Annotated in this window: 22 protein-coding genes; 11 read left to right on the forward strand and 11 right to left on the reverse strand. The window is 63.4% G+C overall.

All coding sequences use genetic code 11. The features are described from left to right. Positions 1-19: 19 nt before the first annotated feature. The 11 genes from IVA75_RS02950 to IVA75_RS03000 form a co-directional block, all read right to left on the reverse strand. The gene (locus IVA75_RS02950) at positions 20-412 is read right to left on the reverse strand and encodes an LIC12192 family sporadic carbohydrate cluster protein (protein WP_247287045.1); all 393 of its coding nucleotides are present in this window, start codon (positions 410-412) and stop codon (positions 20-22) included. Beyond that, positions 405-1,211: a sporadic carbohydrate cluster 2OG-Fe(II) oxygenase gene (locus IVA75_RS02955; RefSeq protein WP_247287044.1), complete on the reverse strand. Its 807-nt coding sequence runs from the start codon at positions 1,209-1,211 to the stop codon at positions 405-407. The genes IVA75_RS02950 and IVA75_RS02955 overlap by 8 nt, the downstream gene beginning before the upstream one ends. Beyond that, on the reverse strand, positions 1,208-2,326 hold the full coding sequence (locus tag IVA75_RS02960) for a DegT/DnrJ/EryC1/StrS family aminotransferase (protein WP_247287043.1): 1,119 nt from the start codon (positions 2,324-2,326) through the stop codon (positions 1,208-1,210). Before IVA75_RS02960 ends, IVA75_RS02955 begins: the two co-directional genes overlap by 4 nt. Then, on the reverse strand, positions 2,316-3,422 hold the full coding sequence (locus IVA75_RS02965) for a DegT/DnrJ/EryC1/StrS family aminotransferase (RefSeq protein WP_247287042.1): 1,107 nt from the start codon (positions 3,420-3,422) through the stop codon (positions 2,316-2,318). The genes IVA75_RS02960 and IVA75_RS02965 overlap by 11 nt, the downstream gene beginning before the upstream one ends. A gap of 8 nt (positions 3,423-3,430) precedes the next feature. Then, positions 3,431-4,390, reverse strand: coding sequence for a transketolase C-terminal domain-containing protein (locus IVA75_RS02970; protein ID WP_247287041.1), 960 nt, complete (start codon positions 4,388-4,390; stop codon positions 3,431-3,433). 10 nt (positions 4,391-4,400) lie between these two features. Continuing rightward, on the reverse strand, positions 4,401-5,249 hold the full coding sequence (locus tag IVA75_RS02975; protein ID WP_247287040.1) for a transketolase: 849 nt from the start codon (positions 5,247-5,249) through the stop codon (positions 4,401-4,403). After that, positions 5,246-6,274 carry an aminoglycoside phosphotransferase family protein gene (locus IVA75_RS02980; RefSeq protein WP_247287039.1) on the reverse strand — a complete coding sequence of 343 codons (1,029 nt, stop codon included), beginning with the start codon at positions 6,272-6,274 and terminating at the stop codon, positions 5,246-5,248. Before IVA75_RS02980 ends, IVA75_RS02975 begins: the two co-directional genes overlap by 4 nt. Beyond that, positions 6,271-6,882, reverse strand: a complete 612-nt coding sequence (locus IVA75_RS02985) for a hypothetical protein (protein ID WP_245287775.1) — start codon at positions 6,880-6,882, stop codon at positions 6,271-6,273. Before IVA75_RS02985 ends, IVA75_RS02980 begins: the two co-directional genes overlap by 4 nt. Before the next feature lie 5 nt (positions 6,883-6,887). Then, positions 6,888-7,889 carry an NAD-dependent epimerase/dehydratase family protein gene (locus IVA75_RS02990; protein WP_027567501.1) on the reverse strand — a complete coding sequence of 334 codons (1,002 nt, stop codon included), beginning with the start codon at positions 7,887-7,889 and terminating at the stop codon, positions 6,888-6,890. 27 nt (positions 7,890-7,916) lie between these two features. Further along, the gene (locus tag IVA75_RS02995; protein ID WP_027567500.1) at positions 7,917-9,488 is read right to left on the reverse strand and encodes a PfkB family carbohydrate kinase; all 1,572 of its coding nucleotides are present in this window, start codon (positions 9,486-9,488) and stop codon (positions 7,917-7,919) included. Positions 9,489-9,571: 83 nt separating this feature from the next. Beyond that, positions 9,572-10,600 (reverse strand): SDR family oxidoreductase, encoded by a 1,029-nt coding sequence (locus IVA75_RS03000; RefSeq protein WP_027567499.1) that lies wholly within the window; start codon positions 10,598-10,600, stop codon positions 9,572-9,574. 161 nt (positions 10,601-10,761) lie between these two features. Here IVA75_RS03000 and IVA75_RS03005 point away from each other — a divergent pair, with 161 nt between their 5' ends. The 11 genes from IVA75_RS03005 to rpoC all read left to right on the forward strand — a co-directional run bounded on the left by IVA75_RS03005 (position 10,762) and on the right by rpoC (position 26,565). After that, on the forward strand, positions 10,762-11,349 hold the full coding sequence (locus IVA75_RS03005; protein WP_245287774.1) for an SIS domain-containing protein: 588 nt from the start codon (positions 10,762-10,764) through the stop codon (positions 11,347-11,349). A 75-nt stretch (positions 11,350-11,424) separates the two neighbouring features. Then, positions 11,425-12,693: a class I SAM-dependent methyltransferase gene (locus IVA75_RS03010; protein ID WP_247287038.1), complete on the forward strand. Its 1,269-nt coding sequence runs from the start codon at positions 11,425-11,427 to the stop codon at positions 12,691-12,693. Positions 12,694-13,072: 379 nt separating this feature from the next. Continuing rightward, complete coding sequence (gene secE, locus IVA75_RS03015; RefSeq protein ID WP_007602984.1) at positions 13,073-13,264, forward strand: preprotein translocase subunit SecE; 192 nt, start codon at positions 13,073-13,075, stop codon at positions 13,262-13,264. After that, on the forward strand, positions 13,264-13,818 hold the full coding sequence (gene nusG / locus IVA75_RS03020) for a transcription termination/antitermination protein NusG (RefSeq protein WP_007602985.1): 555 nt from the start codon (positions 13,264-13,266) through the stop codon (positions 13,816-13,818). Before secE ends, nusG begins: the two co-directional genes overlap by 1 nt. Positions 13,819-13,948: 130 nt before the next feature. Then, positions 13,949-14,377, forward strand: a complete 429-nt coding sequence (gene rplK / locus IVA75_RS03025; RefSeq protein WP_007602986.1) for a 50S ribosomal protein L11 — start codon at positions 13,949-13,951, stop codon at positions 14,375-14,377. A gap of 6 nt (positions 14,378-14,383) precedes the next feature. Continuing rightward, positions 14,384-15,076: a 50S ribosomal protein L1 gene (gene rplA, locus IVA75_RS03030; RefSeq protein WP_007602988.1), complete on the forward strand. Its 693-nt coding sequence runs from the start codon at positions 14,384-14,386 to the stop codon at positions 15,074-15,076. A gap of 90 nt (positions 15,077-15,166) precedes the next feature. Next, entirely contained in the window at positions 15,167-16,120 is a 954-nt protein-coding gene (locus tag IVA75_RS03035; protein ID WP_247287037.1) for a 2-hydroxyacid dehydrogenase, read from the forward strand. 571 nt (positions 16,121-16,691) lie between these two features. Further along, positions 16,692-17,210 (forward strand): 50S ribosomal protein L10, encoded by a 519-nt coding sequence (rplJ, locus tag IVA75_RS03040; protein ID WP_027567495.1) that lies wholly within the window; start codon positions 16,692-16,694, stop codon positions 17,208-17,210. 54 nt (positions 17,211-17,264) lie between these two features. Then, a complete protein-coding gene (rplL, locus tag IVA75_RS03045) occupies positions 17,265-17,642 on the forward strand; it encodes a 50S ribosomal protein L7/L12 (RefSeq protein WP_007602994.1) in 378 nt (125 codons plus the stop codon). Positions 17,643-18,124: 482 nt separating this feature from the next. Continuing rightward, the gene (gene rpoB, locus IVA75_RS03050) at positions 18,125-22,240 is read left to right on the forward strand and encodes a DNA-directed RNA polymerase subunit beta (protein ID WP_007602996.1); all 4,116 of its coding nucleotides are present in this window, start codon (positions 18,125-18,127) and stop codon (positions 22,238-22,240) included. A 128-nt stretch (positions 22,241-22,368) separates the two neighbouring features. Then, positions 22,369-26,565: a DNA-directed RNA polymerase subunit beta' gene (gene rpoC, locus IVA75_RS03055; protein ID WP_027567494.1), complete on the forward strand. Its 4,197-nt coding sequence runs from the start codon at positions 22,369-22,371 to the stop codon at positions 26,563-26,565. The last annotated feature ends 9 nt before the right edge of the window (positions 26,566-26,574 follow it).

The raw sequence follows: 26,574 nt of genomic DNA on the forward strand, positions 1-26,574 counted from the left end.
CAACCGGTCCGCAGCATCGTCACAGGATGGTCGCGAATTTGTTGACGAGCAGGATGTCCTCGACGGCCTGGATGTTGTCGCGCGAGGACAGCGTGATCTCCTCGACGGCGGCGTGCAGGTCGCAGCCTTCGCTCAGTACGCGGTCGTAGATCTCCCGCCGTCGCGCCTCGTCGGGCGGCAGCATGAAGATGCTGTAGAGAATCAGGCCGCGCAACCGCGGCAGCTCGTCCAGGATGTCCTCGAGCACCATGTAGCTGCCGGGCATGGCGTGCTCGGCGGCGCTGAGCAGATAATGCAGGTTCTTCCGCCGCGCGTAGTCGCGGATCACGATGTTCTGGACGTGCTGCGGGGTACGGCTGCCGTTCAGCGGCCGGGCCCCGATATAGCCGCGATGGCCGGCTCGCTCAGCCATGGAAGCCTCCCGGCAGCTTGTATTGCATGCCGACGCGTGTCGCCGGACGCAGCAGGATCGGTTCGAAGAATTCGCCGAATCGCTTGTCCGCGTAGGGCGACATGATGCTCTTGAAGCGGCAGTTCATGCTCCAGCGCGAGCCGGCTTCCTCGTTGATGCGATTGCCGTGCATCAGGGTCTGATTGAACAGCATCACGTGACCGTAGGGAATCTCGATGAACGTCGCGTGCGGCTTGATGGTCTGGTAGAGTTCCTCGGCGCTGCGGAGGCTGGCCATCCGGTCCTGCATGTCGCCGTTCAGGGATGGCGGCAGCAGATACATCGATTTGGTACGGTGGACGTCCACCAGCGGGACCCACACCACGACCTCGAACGGCGAGTCGCCCGACCAGACGTCGGAATGGGTGGCGAGCAGCGACGAATCATCGCCCGGCAGCTGGATGCTCAGATTGACGCGGCGCTGCATGCAGAGCTCGTTGCCGACGATGGTCTCGATCGTCGAGCGCGCCAGACGGAAATAGGCCGGCCGGAACCAGGGCTCGGCGTTGAGGCCGTTGAAGACGTGCAGCCGCAGGCCGTTGAGATCATCTACGCTCACCCGCGTGTGGATGGTGTCGAGCATCGCGTAGGGGTCGTTGCCGTCTGGCAGCTTCAGATAATCGGCCGCGAGCTCGGCGGCGCGCCGTTGGATCCGATCGAGCCCGGCGCGATCGTCGGCCGGCGTGGTGACGAAGCCGTCGTCGATGAAGCGTTGCGCCAATGCCTGCTCATCGGCCTCGAGGAAAGCCGTGTCCGTCATGCAAAATACTCCCGGGCCGTCGCGCAAATATAGCTGATGTCCGAGGTCGAGAGGAACTGGTTGATGGGAAGCGTGAGGATCTGATCCGCCTGCCGCTCGGTGACCGGGAACGCGCCGCGACCGTGGCCAAGATGCGCCGCCGCTTCCTGGAGGTGGATCGGTACCGGATAGTGGATCGCGGTCTCGATACCCTTGTCGGCAAGATATTTCTGGAGGTCGTCGCGACGGTCCGTCTGCACGACGAAGGTGTGGAAGGTGTTGAACTCGATGTTGCGGCAAACCGGAATGAACAGGGGAAGGCCGGCGAGCTCGGCGCGGTATTGCGCGGCGTTGCGGCGCCGGCGTTCGATGACAGAGGGCAGGTGACGCAAGCGAATCCGGAGCACCTCGGCCTGGACCGTGTCGAGGCGTGACACGATGCCCCATTCCTGAACGTCACTGCGATTGATCAGACCGTGATTGCGCAGGCGGCGAATTCTCGCGGCAAGCTCGGCGTCGGCGGTGACGACGAAGCCGGCGTCGCCCGCGGCATTGAGGTTCTTCAGCGGGTGGGCGGAGAAGCAGCCGAACGTTCCGATGGTCCCGCTCATCCGCCCGTCATAAGTCGAGCCGACGGCCTGTGCGCTGTCCTCGATCACGGCGAGAGCGTGCTTGGCCGCAATCGCCATCAGAGGGTTCATGTCGGCCATACGCCCGGTCAGGTGCACCGGCATGATTGCCTTGGTCCGCGGAGTGACGGCGGCCTCGACCGCGGCCGGATCGATATTCTGGTCCGGCAGCACGTCCGCAAATACTGGCGTGGCGCCGACTGCGATGATGGCGGCGGTCGACGCCACGAACGAATTCGGCGGGGTGATCACCTCGTCCCCGGGACCGATGTTGAGCGCCCGCAACGACAGGATCAGCGCATCGGTGCCGGAATTCAGCGCCACCACATGCGGCGAGCCGAGATAGGTGGCGAGCTCCTCTTCGAGCTTCGCAACGGCCGCGCCGCCGATGAAATCGCCGCGCCGGAACACGCCCTCGACCGCCTGCATGATGTCGACGCGCTCTTCCTCGAATTGCGCGGGAAGATTGACGTAACCAATGCGCCGGCGGCCGGTGTCAGCGTCCATGGCAGAACTTCCGAACGATCTCGATGACGCGGTCCTGCTGGGCGCGCGTCAGATGCTGGTCGACGGGGAAGCTGATGACTTCCTGGGCATGGCGGTCGGTGACCGGGAAGGTGCCCGGCGCGTAGCCGAGGTGCTTGAGGCCTTCCTGCTGATACAGCGGGATGGGATAGTGGATCTTCGCTTCGATGCCGTTGTCCAGGCAGTATTTGTAGAGCTCGTCGCGACGCTCGGCGAACACCATGTAGAGATGGTAGACGTGCTTCACGTTGGGCCGGCGCGGCGGAATGCGCAGGCCGGGCAGGCCGGCAAGGCCCGAATCGTAATAGGCCGCGTTCTCGATCCGACGGCGCGTGATCTCGCTGGTCTGGCCGATCAGCCAGTTGCCGACCACCGCCTGGAGGGAGTCGAGCCGCGAATTGCAGCCGAGGATCGCGATCTCGTCGCGATTCTTCATGCCGTGGTTGCGAATCAGACGAAGCCGCTCGTTCATCCCGTCGTCATTGGTGACGACGACACCGGCATCGCCCCAGACGTTGAGGTTCTTGAGCGGATGCAGGGAGAAGCCGGCCGCGATGCCGTGGGTGCCGGACCGTTTTCCCGCGAACGCAGACAGGATGCCCTGGCAGGAATCCTCGACGACGGGGATGTTGTGACGCTGGGCGATCGCCATCAGCTTGCCCATGTCAGTGACCTCGCCGGTCAACTGAACCGGCATGATCGCCTTGGTCTTCTCCGTGATCGCGGCTTCGACGTAGTCGACGTTCATGCAGAAGGAGTCGTCGCAGTCGACCAGCACCGGCGTCGCGCCGGTCTCGGCGATGGCACCGACCGTGGCAATGAAGGTGTTGGCAGCCGTGATGACCTCGTCGCCATGGCCGATGCCAAGCGCCTTGAGCGGCAACTTGAGCGCATCAGTGCCCGATCCGACGCCGATGGCGTGACGCACGCCGATCAGCTCGGAAAAGCGCCGTTCGAATTCAGCGACCGGCTTGCCCAGGGTGAAGTCACCGGTCGCCACCAGTCGGCCGATCTCGGCCAGGATCGGTGCCGGGTCGGCGAATTGCTCGAGCAGATAGGAATATCGAACGTCGTGCATGGGGCCCGTCAGGTGGAATGAAGTTGAGGAGAGGAGGTGTGCGAAGCGGGGAGCGCGCGCGCGACCGAGGTCGCAATGGCGTCGGCGGAAAGTCCGTGCTTCTTCAGCAGCGAGTCCTGCGATCCGTAATTGTGCATGAACCGGTCCGGCAGCGACAACCGCAGCATCGCGGGCAGGCCAGAGCCGAGCTTGTCGATCAGCGCCTCCGCGACCGCGCTGCCAAGGCCGCCCGAGGGCACGTGCTCCTCCAGCGTCGCTACCAGCCTGGTGCCTCGGATCGCTTGCAGCAGCGCCTCGGTGTCGAGCGGCTTGACGGTGTGCACGTGCAGGATGCCGGCGCGAATGCCTTGCGCTGCCAGCAGGTCGGCCGCAGCGAGTGCGCGCTGGAGCATGATGCCTGTCGTGACCATGACGACGTCGCCGGGCGGGCGCATCAGGATGGCCTTGCCGATCTCAAAGCCGTGCTCGGCCTTCGAGACCACGGCGTCGCCACCTTTGCCGAGCCGGATGTAGATCGGCCCGGTCCAGTCGAGCGTTTGCTCCATCAGCCGCGCCGCCTCGTCGGCATCGCACGGGCAGACCACCGTCATGTTCGGCAGCGCCCGCATGATGGCGATGTCCTCGATCGCCTGGTGGGTGGGGCCGAGCGGCGCGTAAACCAGCCCGCCGCCATTGGCGATCAGCCGCACTGGCAGATTGTGCAGGCACAGATCGACCGCGACTTGCTCGTAGCAGCGGCGGGTGAGGAATGTGGCGATGGTGTTGACATAGGGCACGAAGCCTTCCATCGCGAGGCCGGCGGACATGCCGATGATGTGTGCTTCCGAAATGCCTTCGATCAGGTGGCGCTTGGGAAACTCCTTGCTCATCGCGCGCAAGGTACCTGCGCCGGGATCGGAGCCGATGTAGAGCACACGCTCGTCGCGTGCGGCGAGCTTGTGGACCATGTTCATCGCGGTGTTGCGCATGAGGACCCGATCAAAAATCCCCGACGGCGACGCGGATGGCGTCGAGCTCGCTGTCGGTGAGCTTGTTCTTGTGATGCCAATCGGCGTTGGATTCCGCGGCCGGCAGACCCTTGCCCTTGACGGTATGGCAAATGATCGCGGTGGGTTTTCCCGGAACGGCTGGGACCTGCTTCAGGACTGTGCGCAGGGCGCCGACGTCGTGGCCGTTGAGCTCCTGGACGGCAAAGCCGAAGCTGCGCCACTTGTCCGCGAGCGGCTCCAGCGGCAGGACGTAATCGGTGGGCCCGTAACTCTGCAGCTTGTTGTAGTCGATCAGCGCGATCAGATTGTCGAGCCCGTGCTTGGCCGCGCCCATGGCGGCTTCCCACACTGATCCCTCGTTGATCTCGCCGTCTCCGAGCAGGACGAAGGTGCGGTAGGTGCGCTCGCGCATGCGCGCGGCGAGCGCGAGGCCGACACCGATCGACAGGCCGTGTCCGAGCGCGCCCGTCGAGGCCTCGACCCCCGGCACCATTCCGTATTCGGGATGTCCGCCCAAAATGCTGTCGGGGCCGCAGAAACCGTCCAGCTCCGACAAAGGAAAGAAGCCGCGATCGGCCAGCAGCGCATAGAGCGCCAGACACCCGTGTCCCTTGCTGAGGATCGCGCGGTCGCGGGCCGGATCGCGCGGGTTGTTCGGATCGATCCGCAGCACGTCGTCGTAGAGTACGCGGACCATCTCGATCAGCGACAATGCCGGACCGACATGTCCGCGTCCCGCGGAGCGGACAGAACTGAGCACCAGTCGGCGCAGATAAAGGCTACGCTCGTCCAGCGTGCAGGTGAGGGCGGCTTCAGCGTGGGGCGAGATCTGGGTCACTTCGGTAAATCGGTTGGGCGAATCGTCTGGTGAAGCCGGCGGGCTTTGTCGAGCTGACCGGCGAGGCGGATCCTAACATCGCCACCTTGCGCAGCGATTGCGCGCCGGGAGCGGCTGTCCGGCAAATAGGCGTTCAGGACAATCAGGCACCAGATTCCCTTGAACACAGGATACAGTACGTCACGTCGGACCGCAAACGCGTCATCGTTCGCCTCGAAGGCGCGCGACAGCCGTTCAATCAAGCGATTCGCGCTCGCTTCCGGCAGGTCACTGCCGGGGTGAATGGCGGTGTCGGACACGAGCTTGACCGGATCGTCCCAGCCGAAATATTCGAAGTCGATGAATCGCAAGCGCCCGTCTTCGGCGCGCAGTGCGTTGTGCAGTCCGAAATCGGACGGACTCAGCGCGCGATGGGTGGGCGCAAGGTCCGCTGCGGGATCCCGACCCAGTTCCGCGTAGCGCCGGCGGAGCTGCCGAATCGCGACGTCAATGCTGGGAACCAGGCTGCCTTCGAGGAACGCACGCAGGTCGGAATGACTATCCGAGGCTCGCCTCAATGCGTCCAGGCGCTGTTCGTACTGGGCGATGGCCGCCTCCGGCGAAAAGATGCTGGCTGAGGCGTTGCGCAAAATCTGCGCGCCTTCGGCTTTGCGCAGCTTCTGCAGCTCTATGAGGAAATCGGCGAGTTGGTCGGCGTCGTCGCCCTGGGGACGCAGCGCCGCGGCCTCGCCGTCGAACCATTGGTACAGCGCGCAGAATGCATCTGCGTCCTTCGCGACTGGCCGCGGTGTCGACGTGATGCCGTGGCGCGCCAGGAACGAGAGTGCATCATACTCCTGTCCCAGGCGATCGCGTCCGTCGGACGGATAATGCTTGAGGGCGAGGGGCGGTCCATCCGCCATCTCCAGCCGAAACACCCTGTTGTTGCCGCCGGATCGTGCCGGCTGGGCGGACGCAACACGTGCACCGGCCAGGCGGCTGCCGATCGCGATCGCATCCGGCGCGGTGATGTCGGTCTCGCTCATGCCGCAAACACCTCGCGGCGGATATCGGCCCATGTCGCGATTGGCTTGCAGTGTTCGGGGTGGGGCGGCTGCGACTGCGTGAACAGGATCGATCGCGTGGCCTTCGGAAAATGCGGTTGCTCGAAGACGTCGACGAGGTCATCGATGAAGACGTCGAGCTTCAGGATCACGAGCCTCTCGACCTTGGCGGGCAGTGTGTCCTCGAAATAGATATCGCCGATAGCCAGCGCCGCATCCGCAGCGTCGACCAGGCCCGCCCCCCGCAGCCAGCTGCGCGCGGCGTCACGCAGGTCAGTGCGGTCGGGGTCCTGATGACCGAATCGGGTCTTGTGGCTGACGATGCAGACCTTCGAGCCGGCCTGCTTGCACGCCGCCAGGAATTCCCGCACTCCCGGATAGATTTCGGCGCCGCCAATTCTCTTGCCGTAGACGAAGCCTTGCAGTCCTTGCCAGGCGAGCTCGCCGCCGGGGCGGGACCGGAGATGATCCCGCAGGTCGGTCTTAAGCCCCTCCCACCCTTCCGGCACCAGCCCACGCTCACGTGCGACGGCGGCAAAGACCTTGTCGTAGCAGATGATCGTGTTGTCGAAATCGATGCCGATCCGCACGCCGCTCACTTCAGGCTGATGTTCTGCATCATCTTGATGTTGAAGTACCGGGGGTCGTTGAGCGAGTTCGGCAGGCGGCCGCCCTTGAAGGCGTTCACGAGGCCGGACACGGCCTGCTCGATCGTGTGGGTCGGCGCAAAGCCGAGCTCGCGGCGGATCTTCTCCGACGAGACGTGGTAGGAGCGGAGATCGTCGGTCGGCTCGACGACGACGTCGACATTACTGCCGACCACCGACTTGACGATGTCGGCGATCTTCATCAGCGAATGGTTCTCGTAACCGATATTGTAAGTCTTGCCGTCGATCTTTGCGTCATCCTGCTGGAGCAGGAACAGATAGGCCGCTGACATGTCCTCGATGTGCAAATTGGGCCGGCGCTGCGTTCCGCCGAACACGCGGATGCGGCCGGTGTTGACCGCGAGATTTGTCAGGATGTTGACGACGACGTCGAGCCGCTGCCGCGGTGCGTAGCCGCAGACGGTGGCGGGACGAACCGTGCAGGTGACGAAACCGGACGCGGCCTCGTCGGCAAGGTCGGTCTCGCACATCGCCTTGAACTTCGAGTAGTCCGTGAGCGGCTCGCAGGACAGGTCCTCCGTCACCTCGGCTTCGTCCTTGATGCCGTAGACGCTGGACGAGGAGGCGTAGATGAAGCGCTTGATGCCCGCCTTCTTGGCGGCGCGCACCATCGGCCGGAAGCAGTCGTAATTGATGGACTTGCCGAGCCCCGGGTCCAGCTCGAACGACGGGTCGTTGGAGATGCAGGCGAGGTGAATCACGGCGTTGTTGCCGCGCAGGGCCTCGTTGATCGCGGCTTCGTCACGGATGTCGCCCTTGATCAGGCGCAAATCGGGATTGCTGCGGACGGCATCGAACACGTCCTCGCCATACATGAACAGGTCGAGCACGGTGACCTTGTGGCCCGCAGCGAGCAACTGGGGAACCAGCACGCTACCGACATAGCCGGCACCACCGGTGACCATCACATTCCATTTTTGACCAATCACTGTCGTTCTCCAGTATCTGCCGTCGCGCTACTTCAGCAACGCGGTGACGAACTTGACCAGCGGCACCTTTTCGACCGAGCTGCGGTGGCCAACGATCCCGACCTTGATTGCGCCGGCCGCGTTGCCGATGAAGGCGACGTCCTCGATATTGCCGCCGGCGGCGACCAGCGGCGCGGTGATCGTCAGGAAGGCGTCCCCCGCGCCGACGGTGTCGACGACGGTCTTGGTGAAGGCGGGGACGCGCGTGACGCCGGTTTTCGACGAGAAAGGGTAACAGCCGAAGGAGCCGTGCGTGATGATCATGTTGTCGCAGTCGATCTTGCCGTGCAGGCCGGCCTCGATCACGGACGCGATGTCGCTGAACTTGTCGGTTGCAGCCAGACGCGCCTCCGGCGCGTCGATGCAGATGTAGTCGGCCCGCGGATACCTCGTGATCAGGTTGTAGCCGTGATTGCCGCTGTTGCTCTGGGCATTGACCGCCAGGAACTTGGAGTTGGCGATCAGGGTGTCGATCGTGCTCGACGCGATCATGCCGTGACCGAAATCAGTGGCGATCACCACATCCGCGCTACGCACACGCTCCGTCGTGATACGGTCGATTTCCGTCCGATCGGCCTCGTCGAGCGGCGTGTCGTCCATGGTGTAGACTTCGAAGAGCTTGTGCAGATATCCCAGCTCGACGTACCGCGATTTGCGGGTCGTCGGACGGCCCTGAAGGCGGATCGGCGTCAACGTGACGTTTGGGCGGACATGCGCCCGAATGAACTCCTCAGGGTAGTCGTTGCCACCCAGCGTCGTGACGACCTCCACCGACTTGCAGAAGCTCGCGACATGGTTCGCCGCGGCAATGACGCCGCCGGCAAATTGCTCGCCACTCTTGAACAGCGTGGCGACGATGTTTTCCTTCGATGCCTTTCCAAGCGCCGTGACGTACTGGTATTCGTCGATGATGGTGTCGCCGACCAGCACGACGTGCATGTCCTGCACCTTGTCGATCAGTTTCAGCAGGCGATCGGCGCCGCCACCTTCACGGACCTTTTGCAGGTAGTCGCGGAGCGGCGGATCGTAGATGTCGAAATACCGGTTCACCAGCGACGAGGAGCTGAATGTCACGTCCCGGGTGAACACGATGCGTCCGCCGTGACGCTCGACGACGTCGCGCTCGCTCCGGATCTTGCCGGTCACGTCGTCTTCGGGATTCTCGTAGTCGGATCCCTTCACGTAGATGTCCGGCCGCACCGTATCCAGGATCGGCTCGGCGCTGGAGGTGTGATTGATGCCGACCCAATCGACGGTCGCGAGCGAGGCCAGCATCTCGGCCCGCATGTTTTCGGGGAAAATCGGCCGACCCGGTCCCTTGTTGACATAACGGTCGGCGGTGATCGTCACCATGACGACGTCGCCCTCGTTGCGCGCCGCCTGGATGTGTCTGATATGGCCGAGATGCACGAGGTCGAAGACGCCGTGGCAGAGCGCAACCTTCCGGCCTCGCGCTTGCGCGGACCGCGCGATCTCGCCCAGTTCCTCGATCGTCTTGATCTTTTCGTGCGCCGCCAGTTGGTCGTTCAACGCGGGATTGCCGGTCGGAATATTGCCCATGTGAATAACCTAAAGCGCCAGCCGGCCTCAGCCGGGCGGCCCGGAATTGATCGATTCGCGGCAACGATACCCGGCGAACCTGTTCACTGGCTTGCCTTCTGCGGCACGCCGGGCGCCGCGTCGTTGTTGTCCCCGAGATATTTGAACCAGTCCTTCGTGGCGTCCGCGATCTTGTCCACCGTCCACAGGGGGGCGTCCTTGTACTGATCCATCGCCTTCAGCATCGTCGCGACCCCGTCCTCAAATTTTACCTTCGGCGCCCATGTCAAGATACGCTTGATCTTGGTGATGTCGGCATAGGTGCAATCGGGCTCGCCGGGACGCTTGGGAATGTGGACCTTGTCGCCGCCGAGAAGCTCGACCAGCCGGTTGACACTGTAGGTGTTGTCGGAGCCGACGTTGAAACTCTCGTTCGAGACATCGGAGCGCGCGGCGGTCACGAAAGCGTCGGCGACGTCGCTGACGAAGGTGAAGTCGCGGGTCTGCTCGCCGTCGCCGACCACCGTGAAGGGCTTGCCGGCGAGCTTCTGCGCCATGAACACGCCGAACACCGCACCGTAGGTTCCCGTGGTGCGATGGCGCGGCCCGTACACGTTGAACAGGCGCAGCGCGACCGCGGGCAGCTTGTAGACCTGGCACCAGTGCATGACGCACTGCTCGCCGAGATTCTTGGTGAGGGCATAGGGATACATCGGCCGGATCTCGGCGCTCTCCGGCGTCGGATAGACGTCGGGAATTCCGTAGCAGGACGACGACGCGGCATAAACGAAGCGACTGACGCCCGCCTGCCGTGCAGCCTCGAGAACGTTGACGGTGCCGTCGACGTTGGCGCGGTGATACGGGATCGGGGACTCGATCGAGGGAACGATGTCTGCCAGCGCTGCGAGATGGAATACCCAGTCGATGCCGTCGAAATGCGGCTTGATCGATTCGAGCTCGGTGACGTCGGCCCGCACGATCTTCAGTCGATCAGAATCGACGCGCGAGGCCAGATTTTCGGGACGTCCGATCACAAAATTGTCGAGCGCGACGACCTCGTGGCCGTCGTCGAGGAGGCGGTCGACGAGGTGACTGCCGATGAAGCCGGCGCCACCGGTAACGATGCATTTCATAGGAACATCCGTGATGCGAATGCCCAGCGAAACAGGCCCGCCAATGTTGAGTGAAGGTGGAAACCGAATCGGCTGCTGGTCAACTTCGAAGGTAATATACCTTTGCAATCACTGGTGATAGCCGGTATCAGGGCGTCATGTCGCCGTCGAGCTGCGAGCCCATGCCTGCCGAGTCCGTCGATCCCGATCACAAGGCTTTCCTTGACGACTACGTAGGACGCCTCCATCGCGCGACGGCGATTGACGACGGTGTTTTCGCCAGGATTTCCGCCACCCGCACGGCCTGGTTGTGCGCGCGCGAGCAGGGCGGCCGCGTCATCTTCATCGGCAATGGAGGCTCGGCCGGCATCGCCTCCCATCTCGCGATCGATCTGGCGAAGAACGCATCGGTGCCGGCACTCTGCTTCAGCGATGCCAGCATGATGTCGTGCCTCGCCAATGACTATGGTTTCGAGGACTGGCTTGCGCATGCCGTGAGGTTGAGCGCCCGCGCCGGCGACTGCCTCGTCGCGATCAGCTCGTCGGGACGCTCGAAGAACATTCTCAATGCGGTCGCGCAGGCGCGGACGATGAAGCTCGATGTGATCACGCTGTCGGGCATGACCGCGGAGAATCCGCTGCGCAATCTCGGCGACGTCAATTATTACGTCGACAGTCGCAGCTACAATATTGTCGAGACCACGCATCAGTTCTGGATGATGGCCGCGATCGACCTCATCATCGGTCGCGCGGAATATCCGGCCTCCTGAGGCGGCGCCCTCTATCTGATCACCACGGGTGAGATTGCCTCGCCTGTTCGCATGTCTCCGTCTTACGGTCCTACGATGAAAAACCTGTTCTACGTCCGCCATACCTGCCGCCTCTGTCATTCGGACAAGCAAGAGCTCGTCGTGCCGATGGCAGGCATGCCCATCGGCACGCCGAACTTTCAGGTGCCGGACGCAAGCGTCGACGATCCCGTCTTTCGGGCCGCGGTGCCGATGGCGCTGCACCTGTGCGCGGACTGCGGCCATCTGCAGATTCTCCACGTCGGCAATCCAGAGATCCAATACCGAAACTACGTCTATACCACCTCGCTCTCGCTTGGCCTGCGGGAGCACTTCGCGGGCTATGCCAACGACGTCGTCAGCCGATTCGCCATCGCGCCGGGCTCGCTGGTCGTCGAGCTCGGCAGCAACGACGGATCGCTGCTCGGTTCCTTCAGGGAGCGCGGCATGCGGGTGCTGGGTGTCGATCCCGCCGTCGACATCGCGCGGCGTGCGACGGAAGCGGGGATCGAGACCATCGGCGATTTCTTCACCGATACTATCGGTCGCCGCATCCTGCAAAGCCACGGCGCGGCCAGTGTCGTGATCGCCAACAACATGATCGCCAATGTCGACAATCTCGACCCGCTGGTGATCGGGGTTCGCGACGTGCTTGCGCCGGACGGGCTGTTCGTTTTCGAAACGCAGTATGGCGTCGACGTCACCGAGAAGAACCTTCTCGACACCGTCTATCACGAGCATCTGTCGTATTTTAACATCAAGCCGCTGACGCGCTTCTTCGCGCGGCTCGGCATGGAATTGATCGACGTCCAGCACATCGAGACCAAGGGCGGCTCGATCCGGGTGACGGTGCAGCGTGCCGGCGGCGCGAAGAAGCCGTCCGCGGAGGTCGCGCGCTTCATCGCCGAGGAAGACCGGCTCGGCGTCGACCGGCCGGCCTACTATGTGCCCTATGCGAAGAGAATCGCCGCCATCCGCGACGAGCTGGTCGCGATGGCCGATGCCGCCCATGCGCGCGGCCAGCTCGTGGCCGGCTACGGCGTCTCGGTCGGGACCACGACCCTGCTGCCGCAGTTCGGCCTGGAGAACAAGATCGACTTCCTGGTGGACGACGACCCCAAGAAGGGGAGCGTGATGGCCGGCCCGGGGTATGACATCCCGATCCTGCCGCCCGCCGCCCTTTACGAGCGCAAGCCGGCGTTCGTCGTCGTCTTCGCCTGGCGCTATGTGGATCCGATCCGGGCCAAGCATGCCGGCTATTTCGCCGAGGGCGGAAAGTTCGTCGTGCCGTTGCCGGGCATTTCGACGATCGATCGGGCCGACTGACCTTGAGGGGTCGCCAAAGAGGCCGCAGGTGAGGGGGACGGGCCCGGTGGTCTCGTTCTGCGAGGAACCGGCTGAGGCCCTGGGAAGGCGCTTTGCAGGCGGCAGATAAGCCCTTGATCGGCCTGATCTCTGGTCGGTCGCCCGCGGAAGTTGGTTTACTCGCGCGGGCCCTCTCTATCTTGACCTTTGGTCCCATCCGCAGTAGATACCGCGCACTCGCAGCCGGCCCGTTAGACGCGGATTTCCGGCGCGGCTTTGAAATCCCCGAATAATCGAGCCCGACTTCCGGCTCATCCTTCGACAGAGGGCTGGGCCAACGGCGGCTGTTCGGATCCCTGAAATTCATTCGCGTCTGTCGACGGACGTTGGACATCAAACGATGGCAGTCAGCCCGTTCAAGTTCTTGCAGGAAGTGCGCTCGGAGACCGCCAAGGTCACCTGGCCGACCCGCCGCGAGACCACGATCACCACCATCATGGTGTTCGTGATGGTCGCCGTGGCCTCGATCTTCTTCTTCGCCGCCGACCAGATCATCCGCGTCCTCATCACCTTCCTTCTGGGCATTCACTGATGGCAACAGCAACGGCTCAATTGTCTGACAAGCGCTGGTACATCGTCCACGCCTATTCGAACTTCGAGAAGAAGGTCGCCGAATCGATCCGCGAGCAGGCCAAGCAGCGCGGGCTCGAGGAGCTGTTCGAGCTGGTGCTGGTTCCGACCGAGAAGGTCACGGAAGTGCGCCGCGGCCGCAAGATCGACGCCGAGCGCAAGTTCTTCCCGGGCTACGTGCTGGTGAAGATGAAGCTGACCGACGAGGCGTTCCATCTGATCAAGAATACGCCGAAGGTGACCGGCTTCCTCGGCGCGGAAAACAAGCCGATGCCGATCTCGGAAGCCGAGGCCATGCGGATTCTGCACCAGGTGCAGGAGGGCGTGGAACGGCCGAAGGCGTCGGTGTCGTTCGAGATCGGCGAGAACGTGCGCGTGGCCGACGGCCCGTTTGCCTCGTTCTCGGGTGTGGTCGAGGAAATCGACGAGGCGCGCTCGCGCGTGAAGGTCGCGGTGTCGATCTTCGGCCGCGCCACGCCGGTCGAACTGGAATTCGGTCAGGTCGAGAAGGTCTGATCGGGTAGGCGTGAGGCTTCGGTCTCGCGCAGCAAGAGGCCGTGGGAGGGAGAGGGCGGTTGCCAGCCGCATCCGACCCAGACCACGAACCTGAAACCGCCGGCCCAGGCCGGCCCAACAGGAGTGATACATGGCAAAGAAAGTGACCGGATACCTGAAGCTTCAGGTCCCGGCCGGTGCGGCGAATCCTTCGCCCCCGATCGGTCCCGCGCTCGGTCAGCGCGGTCTCAACATCATGGAGTTCTGCAAGGCGTTCAACGCCCAGACCCAGAAGGAAGAGAAGAATACCCCCATTCCCGTCGTGATCACGATCTACGCCGATCGTTCGTTCACGTTCGAGATGAAGACGCCGCCGATGTCCTTCTTCCTCAAGCAGGCTGCCAAGATTCAGTCCGGCTCCAAGGCGCCGGGCCGTGACAAGGCGGGTGCGGTGACCAAAGCGCAGGTGCGCGAGATCGCCGAGAAGAAGATGAAGGATCTCAATTGCGACTCGATCGAGTCGGCCATGAAGATGGTCGAGGGCTCTGCCCGTTCGATGGGTCTGGAAGTGGCGGGGTAAGGGCTCATGGCAATCGGAAAGCGTTTGAACAAAGCCCGCGAAGGTATTGATCGCGAAAAGCTTTACCCGCTCGCGGACGCCATCAAGATGGTCAAGGAACGCGCGAAAGCGAAGTTCGACGAGACCATCGAGGTCGCGATCAATCTCGGCGTTGATCCGCGTCACGCCGACCAGATGGTCCGCGGTGTCGTGACCCTGCCGAACGGCACCGGCCGTACGCTCCGCGTCGGCGTGTTCGCCCGCGGCGCCAAGGCCGACGAGGCCAAGGCTGCGGGTGCCGATGTCGTCGGCGCCGAGGACCTGGTCGAGAAGGTTCAGAACGGCACGATCGATTTCGACCGCTGTATCGCAACCCCCGACATGATGCCGCTGGTCGGCCGCCTCGGTAAGGTGCTCGGCCCGCGCGGCCTGATGCCGAACCCGAAGATCGGCACTGTGACCATGGACGTCACCGGCGCTGTGAAGGGCGCCAAGGGCGGCTCGGTCGAGTTCCGCGTCGAGAAGGCCGGCATCCTGCAGGCCGGCGTCGGCAAGGCCTCGTTCACCGAGGAAAAACTGGTCGAGAACATCAAGGCTCTCGCTGACGCCGTCTCCAAGGCCAAGCCGGCCGGTTCCAAGGGCACCTACATCCAGCGCGTTGCGGTGTCCTCGTCGATGGGTCCCGGCGTGAAGGTCGAGCCGGGCACCATTCTCGGCTAAGGTTTGGAAACGACATGAGGCGAGGGGCGGAATTGGGCAACCGATTCCGCCCCTCGTCGTTTGTCACGGCGTTCACCGGAAACAAGAACAATGACTGACAAGGTCCTGATCTACTCGCGCTTTCCCAAGACGATGATGGCGCGCTTCGCCGAGCGGTTCGAGCTGCTCGACACCGGAGGCAAGCCGGCGCGGGAGATGTTTTCGGCCGACGCGCTCGGCGATATCCGCGCAGTGCTCACCGCCGGCGGCACGCCGCTGGGCGCGGAGGCGATGGACCTGTTTCCGAAGCTCGGTGCCATCGTCTGCTACGGCACTGGCTATGACGGTGTTGACCTGAAGGCCGCTGCTGCCCGCAACATCGCGGTCGGACATAGCCCGGGCGCCAATGCGGCCTCGGTCGCCGACATCGCGATGACGCTGATGCTCGCGACGACGCGGCGAATCCTGGTTGCCGACCAGTACGTCCGAAGCGGCGATTGGGCCGCGTCAAAGCCCTCGCCGATGATGCGCCCGCAGGCCGGGATGCCGGGCCGCCGCATCGGCGTCTACGGCATGGGCGAAATCGGCCGCAAGATCGCAGCGCGCTGCGCCGCCTTCGAGAGCGAAATCGGCTATTTTAGCCGCAGCAAATACGATCTGCCCTATCAATATTTCCCGACGCTGGAGGCGCTCGCCGACTGGTGCAGCGTGCTGATGATCGCGGTCCGGGCAGGGGCCGAGACCCAGCATGCCGTCGGCGCCGATATCCTCAAGCGCCTCGGGGCGGACGGCTATGTCGTCAACATCTCCCGCGGCTCCGTGATCGATGAGAAAGCCCTGATGGTGGCGCTCACCGAAAAGACCATCGCCGGAGCCGGTCTCGACGTCTACGACAAGGAACCGCACGCCCCGGATGCGCTGACGGCGCTGCCCAACGTCGTGTTCGCCCCCCATGTCGGCGGCCACACCCTCGAATCGCACGTCGCCATGCAGAACTGCGTGCTGGCGAACCTGACAGCATTTTTCGAGGGCCAGCCGCTGCCTTACGCGGTCAAAGGAGCCTGAATCGGCCCTTGTCGGCCCGGGTCAAGCGCCAGCGGCAACGGATTGGAACTGGTGTGAATTTTGCTCTTGGCAAGCCGGCCCCGAGCGGTTAAAGAACCGCTTCCGGACGTGCCGGCCTCGGCTGGCGCGTTCGTGCACGCATTCCGAAAACAAGCGATGGAGATCATTCCTTTTCAGGGCGTCCGTGAGGATTTGCCGGAAAAGGAGGGAAACTCGTCGGGTGTGGGATGCGGGCAGAGGTCGGGCGGTTCGCCGGCTGACCTTGTCCTGTCCAAGACTGCAGGCGCCCGCGGGGAATTTCGATTTCTCAACGGCTTAATCGCATGGCCTGCATAGACGGGTGAAGACCGGATTTCACGTCGTGACCGCCTTAGGGTCGGTTGCGGAATGAGTTTGGTTCGGACCTCGACACGCCGTGGGCTCCAACGAGCTCCCGGAGGGCAGGCTTTGAATTGTCGTCTTGCCCGGCGTGTCCGATGGGTTTGGCCCTGAGGTTCAGGTTTGGGCGGGACGATGGGTGCAACCCGGCGGTCCCGCTTTCGCGATGACCGCCAACCGGAAAGAGCTTGCTGTGGAACGAGCGGCAAAAAAGGAAGCGGTCGAACAGCTCAATGGGGTCTTCAAGACCACGAGCGTCGCGGTCGTTGCCCAATATTCCGGCCTGACCGTTGCCCAGATGCAGAAGCTGCGCTCGCAGATGAAGCAGGCTGGCGCCTCGGTGAAGGTCTCGAAGAACCGTCTCGCCAAAATTGCTCTTGAAGGCACTGACGTCGTTGCCATCGGCCCCATGCTGAAGGGACCGACCGTGATCGCCACTTCGGACGATCCGGTAGCGGCGCCAAAGGTCGCCGTCGAATTCGCCAAGGCGAACGAAAAGTTCGTCATCATTGGTGGCTCGATGGGAACGACCGTCCTGAATGTCGACGGCGTGAAGGCTCTTGCCTCGCTGCCGTCGCTTGACGAACTGCGCGCCAAGATCGTCGGCCTGCTTGTGGCCCCGGCGACTAAGATCGCTCAGCTCGCCAACGCGCCCGCGGGCAAGCTCGCGCGCGTCATCCAGGCTTATGCCTCAAAGGGCGAAGCGGCCTGACGCCCTTCGCAAAACTCAAACCCGAACCAGACTTACATTCAAGGAAACTGAACAATGGCTGACCTGCAGAAGATCGTTGACGACCTCTCGAGCCTCACCGTGCTCGAAGCTGCCGAGCTCGCGAAGCTCCTCGAAGAGAAGTGGGGCGTTTCGGCTGCCGCGGCTGTCGCCGTGGCTGGCCCGGCTGGTGGTGGCGCCGCCGCCGCTCCGGCCGAAGAGAAGACCGAGTTCACCGTTGTTCTTGCCGCCGCCGGCGACAAGAAGATCGAGGTCATCAAGGAAGTCCGCGCCATCACCGGCCTGGGCCTCAAGGAAGCAAAGGACCTCGTCGAGGGCGCGCCGAAGCCTGTCAAGGAAGGCGTGAACAAGGACGAAGCCGAGAAGCTCAAGGCCCAGCTCGAGAAGGCTGGCGCGAAGGTCGAGCTCAAGTAAGCAGCGCTTACTGGCACGAGATCCCGGTCAGCATCATCGCAACCGGGATCTCGGTCCACTCCCTGAAAGGGTGGGCCAGATGCAAAAGGCGTGCGACGGAACGACCCGACGCAGGCCGAACACGAAAAAGTGTGGGGATTTGAGGGTTTACCCCTCGAATCTGCACTAATGTCGCCCCATATCGGGTCGGCAGCACGAAAGCGCGGTGGGCAGGGATGCCGGATTCCCTGTAAGCCGTTGGGAGAGCAAGCTATTTCGGGCTTTTGCAGTCCGTGAAGAGGTTGGTTGTGACGGGCGGGCGCGCTCCTGCGCCCCGCGCGTCGTTTTGCGTTTTGAAGGTCTGAAGAACAGATTCAGGACATTCCTGCCTGAAACTGAGTCTCCGGCCCCCAAGACGGGTTCGAAAAATTCAACCCGGGGAGCGGCGGTCGCCGCGTTCCGGAGGGCGCGCCCAAATCGGGCGACGAAAATGAGAGGCCACGATGGCGCAGCAGACATTCACCGGTCGCAAACGCGTTCGCAAGTTCTTCGGACACATCAAGGAAGTGGCCGAGATGCCGAACCTCATCGAGGTTCAAAAGGCGTCCTATGACCAGTTCCTGATGGTCGACGAGCCCCAGGGCGGGCGGTCGGACGAGGGCTTGCAGGCGGTGTTCCGCTCGGTGTTCCCGATCTCGGACTTCTCGGGCACCTCGATGCTGGAATTCGTCCGGTACGAGTTCGAGCCGCCGAAATACGACGTCGACGAGTGCCGCCAGCGCGGCATGACCTTCGCGGCCCCCCTCAAGGTGACGCTGCGCCTCATCGTGTTCGATATCGACGAGGAAACCGGCGCGAAGTCGGTCAAGGACATCAAGGAGCAGGACGTCTACATGGGCGACATCCCGCTCATGACGATGAACGGCACCTTCATCGTCAACGGCACCGAGCGCGTCATCGTCTCGCAGATGCACCGTTCGCCGGGCGTGTTCTTCGATCACGACAAGGGCAAGACCCATTCGTCGGGCAAGCTGCTGTTCGCGGCCCGCGTGATCCCGTATCGCGGTTCCTGGCTCGACATCGAGTTCGACGCCAAGGACATCGTCTATGCGCGTATCGACCGTCGCCGCAAGCTTCCGGTGACGTCGCTGATGTTCGCGCTCGGCCTCGACGGCGAGGCGATCCTCAGCACCTTCTACAAGAAGATCCAGTACAAGCGGATCAAGGAGGGCTGGCGTGTTCCGTTCGACGCCAATCGTTTCCGCGGCTACTCGACCATCAACGACCTGATCGACGCCGATACCGGCAAAGTCGTGCTCGAAGCCGGCAAGAAGCTCACCGTGCGCGGTGCGCGTCAGATGCAGGAGAAGGGGCTGAAGGCGCTGCGCCTCTCGGATGCGGAGCTTGTCGGCAACTACATCGCCGAGGACCTTGTCAATCCCAAGACCGGCGAGATCCACGCGGAAGCTGGTGAAGAGATCACCGATAAGTCGATGAAGGCTCTCAACGAGCAGGGCTACAAGGAGCTGCCGCTGCTCGACATCGACCACGTCAATGTCGGCGCCTACATCCGCAACACGCTCTCGGCCGACAAGAACATGACGCGTGAGGACGCGCTGTTCGACATCTACCGCGTGATGCGTCCGGGCGAGCCGCCGACGCTGGATTCGGCGCAGGCGATGTTCCAGTCGCTGTTCTTCGACGCCGAGCGCTACGACCTCTCTGCGGTCGGCCGCGTCAAGATGAACATGCGCCTCGACCTCGATGCGCCCGACACCCAGCGCACGCTGCGCAAGGAAGACATCCTCTCCGTCATCAAGACGCTGGTGGATTTGCGCGACGGCAAGGGCGAGATCGACGACATCGACCATCTCGGCAACCGCCGTGTGCGTTCGGTCGGCGAGCTCATGGAGAACCAGTACCGCATCGGCTTGCTCCGCATGGAGCGCGCGATCAAGGAGCGCATGTCTTCGGTCGACATCGACACGGTCATGCCGCAGGACCTGATCAACGCCAAGCCGGCGGCCGCCGCGGTGCGCGAGTTCTTCGGCTCCTCGCAGCTCTCGCAGTTCATGGACCAGACCAACCCGCTGTCGGAGATCACCCACAAGCGCCGCCTGTCGGCACTTGGACCGGGCGGTCTGACCCGCGAGCGCGCCGGCTTCGAGGTGCGCGACGTGCATCCGACGCATTACGGCCGCATCTGCCCGATCGAGACGCCGGAAGGTCCGAACATCGGCCTGATCAACTCGCTCGCGACCTTCGCGCGCGTGAACAAGTACGGCTTCGTCGAGACCCCTTACCGCAAGGTCAAGGACGGCCGCGTCACCGACGAGGTCGTGTACCTCTCGGCGATGGAAGAGGGCCGCTACACAGTCGCGCAGGCCAACGTGCCGCTCGACCCGAAGGGCCGCTTCACCGAAGATCTCGTGGTCTGCCGTCACGCCGGCGAAGTCTTGCCGGTGACCCCGGACAAGGTCGACTACATGGACGTGTCGCCGAAGCAGCTCGTTTCGGTCGCGGCCGCGCTGATCCCGTTCCTCGAGAACGACGACGCCAACCGCGCGCTGATGGGCTCGAACATGCAGCGCCAGGCGGTGCCGCTGGTTCGCGCCGAAGCGCCGTTCGTCGGCACCGGCATGGAAGGCGTGGTTGCGCGTGACTCGGGTGCTGCGATCGCGGCGCGCCGTTCGGGCGTGATCGACCAGATCGACGCCACCCGCGTCGTCATCCGCGCCACGGAAGATCTCGATCCGACCAAGTCGGGCGTCGATATCTACCGGCTGATGAAGTACCAGCGCTCCAACCAGTCGACCTGCATCAACCAGCGTCCGCTGGTGAAGGTCGGCGACATCGTCAAGAAGGGCGACATCATCGCCGACGGTCCCTCGACCGATCTCGGCGAGCTCGCGCTCGGCCGGAACGTGCTCGTCGCGTTCATGCCGTGGAACGGCTACAACTTCGAAGACTCGATCCTGCTCTCCGAGCGGATCGTGAAGGAAGACGTGTTTACCTCAATTCATATCGAAGAATTCGAGGTGATGGCCCGCGACACCAAGCTCGGACCCGAGGAAATCACCCGCGACATTCCGAACGTCTCGGAAGAAGCGCTGAAGAACCTCGACGAAGCCGGCATCGTGTACATCGGCGCGGAAGTGCGCGCCGGCGACATCCTCGTCGGCAAGATCACGCCGAAGGGCGAAAGCCCGATGACGCCGGAAGAAAAGCTCCTGCGCGCCATCTTCGGCGAGAAGGCTTCCGACGTCCGCGATACCTCGCTGCGCGTTCCTCCGGGCGTGCAGGGCACCATCGTCGAAGTGCGCGTGTTCAACCGGCACGGCGTCGACAAGGACGAGCGTGCGCTGGCAATCGAGCGGGAAGAGATCGAGCGTCTGGCCAAGGACCGCGACGACGAGCAGGCGATCCTGGACCGCAACGTCTACAACCGTCTTGCCGAGCTGCTCGAGGGACGGCAGGGCATCGCCGGTCCGAAGGGCTTCAAGAAGGACACCAAGATCACCCGTGCGGTGCTCGAGGAGTACCCGAAATCGCAGTGGTGGCTGTTCGCTTCGCCGAACGACAAGCTGATGGCCGAGATCGAGGCCATGCGGAAGCAGTACGACGAGTCGAAGAAGGGGCTGGAACAGCGCTTCCTCGACAAGGTCGAAAAGCTTCAGCGCGGTGACGAATTGCCGCCCGGCGTGATGAAGATGGTCAAGGTCTTCGTCGCGGTGAAGCGCAAGATCCAGCCCGGCGACAAGATGGCCGGCCGCCACGGCAACAAGGGCGTGGTGTCGAAGATCGTGCCGATCGAGGACATGCCGTTCCTCGAAGACGGTACGCATGCCGACATCGTGCTCAATCCGCTCGGCGTGCCCTCGCGCATGAACGTCGGACAGATCCTCGAGACCCATCTCGGCTGGGCCTGTGCCGGCCTCGGCAAGCGTATCGGCCAGACGGTCGATGCCTATTTGTCGAAGCAGGACATCAGGCCGCTGAAGGAAACCTTGAAGAAGGTCTACGGCGAGGACGAGACGATCAAGTCGCTCAACGACAACGAGTTGATCGAGCTCGGCCACAATCTGAGCCGCGGCGTTCCGATCGCGACGCCGGTGTTCGACGGCGCCAAGGAAGCCGACATCGAGGAGATGCTGAAGCTTGCCGGTCTGGACGCTTCGGGCCAGTCGACCGTCTATGACGGCCGCACCGGCGACGCCTTCGACCGCAAGGTGACGGTGGGCTACATCTACATGCTCAAGCTGCACCATCTCGTCGACGACAAGATCCACGCGCGTTCGATCGGTCCGTACTCGCTCGTTACCCAGCAGCCGCTGGGCGGCAAGGCGCAGTTCGGCGGCCAGCGCTTCGGTGAAATGGAAGTGTGGGCGCTCGAGGCTTACGGCGCGGCGTACACGCTCCAGGAGATGCTGACCGTGAAGTCGGACGACGTCGCCGGCCGTACCAAGGTGTACGAGGCGATCGTGCGTGGCGACGACACCTTCGAGGCCGGTATTCCGGAATCGTTCAACGTGCTGGTCAAGGAAATGCGCTCGCTCGGCCTCAACGTCGACTTGCACAATTCCAAGGTCGGACCGGGGACGGCGGAAGCGGCCGAGTAATACGACCCTCATGCCCGGCCTGAATGGCCGGGCATCGGCGCCCAGTCCTCGAATCGCGAGGGCAGGGCGCCCCGCATAGTGATTTTCGAATTTGCTGCCGGAGGCGACCGGCACGCGAGGAGAAGACGATGAACCAAGAAATTATGAATCTCTTCAATCCGACGACGCCGGCTCAGGTCTTCGACCAGATCCGGATCTCGATCGCGAGCCCCGAGAAGATTCTGTCCTGGTCGTACGGCGAGATCAAGAAGCCGGAAACCATCAACTACCGTACCTTCAAGCCCGAGCGCGATGGCCTGTTCTGCGCCCGCATCTTCGGGCCGATCAAGGATTACGAGTGCTTGTGCGGCAAGTACAAGCGCATGAAGTACAAGGGCATCATCTGCGAGAAGTGCTCGGTCGAGGTCACGCTGTCGCGCGTTCGGCGCGAGCGCATGGGCCATATCGAGCTCGCGGCCCCCGTCGCCCACATCTGGTTCCTGAAGTCGCTGCCCTCGCGCATCGGCCTCCTGCTCGACATGACGCTGAAGGATCTCGAGCGGATCCTCTACTTCGAATATTACGTCGTGCTCGAGCCGGGCCTCACCGCGCTGAAGGACCGTCAGCTCTTGTCGGAAGACGAGTATCTGAAGGCGCAGGACGAATACGGCCAGGATTCCTTCACCGCCATGATCGGCGCGGAAGCGATCCGCGAGCTGCTCAAGGGCATGGATCTCGAGAAGCTCGAGCTGACCTTGCGCGCGGAGATGCAGGAGACCGACTCCGACATCAAGCACAAGAAGCTCGCCAAGCGCCTGAAGATCGTGGAAGCGTTCCGCCACTCCGGCAACAAGCCGGAATGGATGATCATGACCGTGGTCCCGGTGATTCCGCCGGACCTGCGTCCGCTGGTGCCGCTGGACGGCGGCCGCTTCGCGACCTCGGACCTCAACGACCTCTACCGCCGCGTCATCAACCGCAACAACCGCTTGAAGCGGCTGATGGAGCTGCGCGCGCCGGACATCATCATCCGCAACGAGAAGCGCATGCTTCAGGAGGCGGTCGACGCGCTGTTCGACAACGGCCGCCGTGGCCGCGTCATCACCGGTGCCAACAAGCGTCCGCTGAAGTCGCTCGCCGACATGCTCAAGGGCAAGCAGGGCCGGTTCCGTCAGAACCTGCTCGGCAAGCGCGTCGACTATTCGGGCCGTTCGGTGATCGTGGTCGGTCCCGAGCTGCGCCTGCATCAGTGCGGCCTGCCGAAGAAGATGGCGCTCGAGCTGTTCAAGCCGTTCATCTACTCGCGGCTTGACGCCAAGGGCCTGTCCACCACCGTGAAGCAGGCGAAGAAGCTGGTCGAGAAGGAGCGGCCCGAGGTCTGGGACATCCTGGACGAGGTCATCCGCGAGCATCCCGTGCTGCTCAACCGCGCACCGACGCTGCATCGCCTCGGCATCCAGGCGTTCGAGCCCGTGCTGATCGAGGGCAAGGCGATCCAGCTCCACCCGCTGGTCTGCGCCGCGTTCAACGCCGACTTCGACGGCGACCAGATGGCCGTGCACGTCCCGCTGTCGCTGGAAGCGCAGCTGGAAGCGCGCGTCCTGATGATGTCGACCAACAACATCCTGCATCCGGCGAACGGCCAGCCGATCATCGTGCCGTCGCAGGACATCGTGCTCGGTCTCTACTACGTCTCCATCATGCGCGAAGGCCTGCCCGGCGAGGGCAAGATCTTCGGCGAGATGGCGGAGCTCGAGCACGCGCTGCACGCGAAGGTCATCCACCTCCACACCAAGATCAAGTACCGGTGGGAAGGCATCGACGATACCGGCAAGATCTCCAAGCGCTGGATCGAGACCACCGCTGGCCGCGTCATGCTGGGCAATTTGCTGCCGAAGAACCCGCGTGTTCCCTACGAGATCATCAACAAGCTGATGACCAAGCGCGAGATCTCCGGCGTCATCGACCAGGTCTACCGCCACTGCGGTCAGAAGGAGACGGTGATCTTCTGCGACCGCATCATGGCGCTCGGCTTCTACAACGCGTTCAAGGCCGGCATCTCGTTCGGCAAGGACGACATGGTCGTGCCGCACTCCAAGTGGAAGATCGTCGACGCCACCCGTACGCTGGCGAAGGATTTCGAGCAGCAGTACAACGACGGTCTGATCACCCATGGCGAGAAGTACAACAAGGTTGTCGACGCCTGGTCGAAGGCCACGGAAGAAATCGCCAAGGCGATGATGAAGGAGATCTCCTCGACCAAGAAGACGGCGAGCGGGGCGGATGCCGACATCAACTCGATCTACATGATGGCTCACTCCGGTGCCCGCGGTTCGCCGGCCCAGATGCGCCAGCTCGCCGGCATGCGCGGCCTGATGGCCAAGCCGTCTGGCGAGATCATCGAGACGCCGATCATCTCGAACTTCAAGGAAGGCCTCTCTGTGCTCGAGTACTTCAACTCGACCCACGGCGCCCGCAAGGGCCTCGCGGACACCGCGTTGAAGACCGCGAACTCCGGCTACCTGACCCGTCGTCTCGTCGACGTCGCGCAGGATTGCATCATCACGCAGGACGATTGCGGCACCAAGCTCGGCATCAAGATGCGCGCCATCGTCGATGCCGGCACCGTGGTCGCTTCGCTCGGCTCGCGCATCCTCGGACGCACGGCCTGCGAAGACGTGCGTGACAGCACGGGCAAGGTGATCTTCAAGCGCGGTACGCTGATGGAAGAGAGCCATCTGGATGCCATCCATCAGGGCGGCGTCCAGGAGGTGAAGATCCGCTCAGCGCTGACCTGCGAGCTCGTCAACGGCATCTGCGGCAAGTGCTACGGCCGCGATCTCGCTCGCGGCACGCCGGTCAACCACGGCGAAGCGGTCGGCGTCATCGCGGCGCAGTCGATCGGCGAGCCTGGCACCCAGCTCACCATGCGCACCTTCCACATCGGCGGTGCGGCGCAGCTGAACGAGCAATCTTTCGTCGAATCCAACTTCGACGGCAAGATCGTGATCCGGAACAAGGCCATCGCTCGCAACAGCGACGGCCACCTGGTCGCGATGGTTCGCAACATGGTGATCGCGATCGTCGATGCCGACGGCACCGAGCGTGCGACGCACCGTATTCAGTACGGTTCGCGCCTGCACGTCGACGAAGGCGATACGGTCAAGCGCGGCCAGCGCATCGTAGAGTGGGATCCCTACTCCCGTCCGCTTCTCACCGAGGTCGAAGGCACCATCGGCTTCGAGGATCTGGTCGAGGGACAGTCGATCTCGGAAACACTGGACGAGGCCACCGGTATTGCCAAGCGCGTGGTCATCGACTGGCGCTCGATGCGCGGCGGCGGGGACCTGCGTCCCGCCATCGTGATCAAGGGCAAGGACGGCAAGGTGCTCAAGCTCGCCCGTGGCGGCGATGCCCGCTACATGCTGTCGGTCGATGCCATTCTGTCGGTCGATGTCGGCGCCAAGGTCCAGGCGGGCGACATTCTCGCCCGTGTCTCGACCGAAAGCGCCAAGACGCGCGACATCACCGGCGGTCTGCCGCGGGTCGCGGAACTGTTCGAGGCTCGGCGTCCGAAGGATGCGGCGATCATCGCCGAAATCGCGGGCACCATCCGGTTTGGGCGCGACTACAAGAACAAGCGTCGCATCTCGATCGAGCCGATGGACAAGACCGACGAGCCGCGTGAGTACCTGATCCCGAAGGGCAAGCACATCCACCTTCAGGACGGCGACATCGTCGAAAAGGGCGACTTCATCGTAGAAGGCAACCCGGCGCCGCACGACATTCTGGCGGTCAAGGGCATCGAGGAACTCGCAGCCTATCTGGTCAACGAGATCCAGGAGGTCTACCGGCTCCAGGGCGTGCTCATCAACGACAAGCATATCGAGGTGATCGTTCGTCAGATGCTCCAGAAGGTGGAAGTCACCGACCAGGGCGACACGGACATGATCTCGGGCGAGCAGATCGACAAGATCGAGTTCGACCAGATCAACGCGAAGGCCAAGGAAGAGGGCAAGAAAATCGCCACGGGGACGCCGGTTCTGCTCGGCATCACCAAGGCGAGCCTTCAGACCCGCTCCTTCTTCTCGGCGGCCTCGTTCCAGGAGACCACCCGCGTCCTTACGGAAGCGGCGGTCAACGGCAAGGTCGATCCGCTCGAAGGCCTCAAGGAGAACGTCATCGTCGGCCGGCTGATTCCGGCAGGCACCGGCGCCTCCATGGCGAAGATCCGCGAAGTCGCCGTGAAGCGCGACAAGATGATCCTCGACGAGCGCGAGAAGCAGGCGGCGGTCGTGCCGCCGGCGCCGGAAGTGGAGCCGATGGCGCTGCCACCTGCGGAATGATCGTTCATC

The organism is Bradyrhizobium sp. 134 (assembly GCF_023074155.1).
In the GTDB taxonomy this organism is placed as follows: Bacteria; Pseudomonadota; Alphaproteobacteria; order Rhizobiales; family Xanthobacteraceae; genus Bradyrhizobium.

Excerpts from the sequence above, each read along its gene's own strand:
- IVA75_RS02950 (WP_247287045.1), bottom strand. The coding sequence starts at position 412 with ATGGCTGAGCGAGCCGGCCATCGCGGCTATATCGGGGCCCGGCCGCTG.
- IVA75_RS02955 (WP_247287044.1), bottom strand. The coding sequence starts at position 1,211 with ATGACGGACACGGCTTTCCTCGAGGCCGATGAGCAGGCATTGGCGCAA.
- IVA75_RS02960 (WP_247287043.1), bottom strand. The coding sequence starts at position 2,326 with ATGGACGCTGACACCGGCCGCCGGCGCATTGGTTACGTCAATCTTCCC.
- IVA75_RS02965 (WP_247287042.1), bottom strand. The coding sequence starts at position 3,422 with ATGCACGACGTTCGATATTCCTATCTGCTCGAGCAATTCGCCGACCCG.
- IVA75_RS02970 (WP_247287041.1), bottom strand. The coding sequence starts at position 4,390 with ATGCGCAACACCGCGATGAACATGGTCCACAAGCTCGCCGCACGCGAC.
- IVA75_RS02980 (WP_247287039.1), bottom strand. The coding sequence starts at position 6,274 with ATGAGCGAGACCGACATCACCGCGCCGGATGCGATCGCGATCGGCAGC.
- IVA75_RS02995 (WP_027567500.1), bottom strand. The coding sequence starts at position 9,488 with ATGGGCAATATTCCGACCGGCAATCCCGCGTTGAACGACCAACTGGCG.
- IVA75_RS03000 (WP_027567499.1), bottom strand. The coding sequence starts at position 10,600 with ATGAAATGCATCGTTACCGGTGGCGCCGGCTTCATCGGCAGTCACCTC.
- IVA75_RS03005 (WP_245287774.1), top strand. The coding sequence starts at position 10,762 with ATGCCTGCCGAGTCCGTCGATCCCGATCACAAGGCTTTCCTTGACGAC.
- IVA75_RS03010 (WP_247287038.1), top strand. The coding sequence starts at position 11,425 with ATGAAAAACCTGTTCTACGTCCGCCATACCTGCCGCCTCTGTCATTCG.
- secE (WP_007602984.1), top strand. The coding sequence starts at position 13,073 with ATGGCAGTCAGCCCGTTCAAGTTCTTGCAGGAAGTGCGCTCGGAGACC.
- nusG (WP_007602985.1), top strand. The coding sequence starts at position 13,264 with ATGGCAACAGCAACGGCTCAATTGTCTGACAAGCGCTGGTACATCGTC.
- rplK (WP_007602986.1), top strand. The coding sequence starts at position 13,949 with ATGGCAAAGAAAGTGACCGGATACCTGAAGCTTCAGGTCCCGGCCGGT.
- rplA (WP_007602988.1), top strand. The coding sequence starts at position 14,384 with ATGGCAATCGGAAAGCGTTTGAACAAAGCCCGCGAAGGTATTGATCGC.
- IVA75_RS03035 (WP_247287037.1), top strand. The coding sequence starts at position 15,167 with ATGACTGACAAGGTCCTGATCTACTCGCGCTTTCCCAAGACGATGATG.
- rplL (WP_007602994.1), top strand. The coding sequence starts at position 17,265 with ATGGCTGACCTGCAGAAGATCGTTGACGACCTCTCGAGCCTCACCGTG.
- rpoB (WP_007602996.1), top strand. The coding sequence starts at position 18,125 with ATGGCGCAGCAGACATTCACCGGTCGCAAACGCGTTCGCAAGTTCTTC.
- rpoC (WP_027567494.1), top strand. The coding sequence starts at position 22,369 with ATGAACCAAGAAATTATGAATCTCTTCAATCCGACGACGCCGGCTCAG.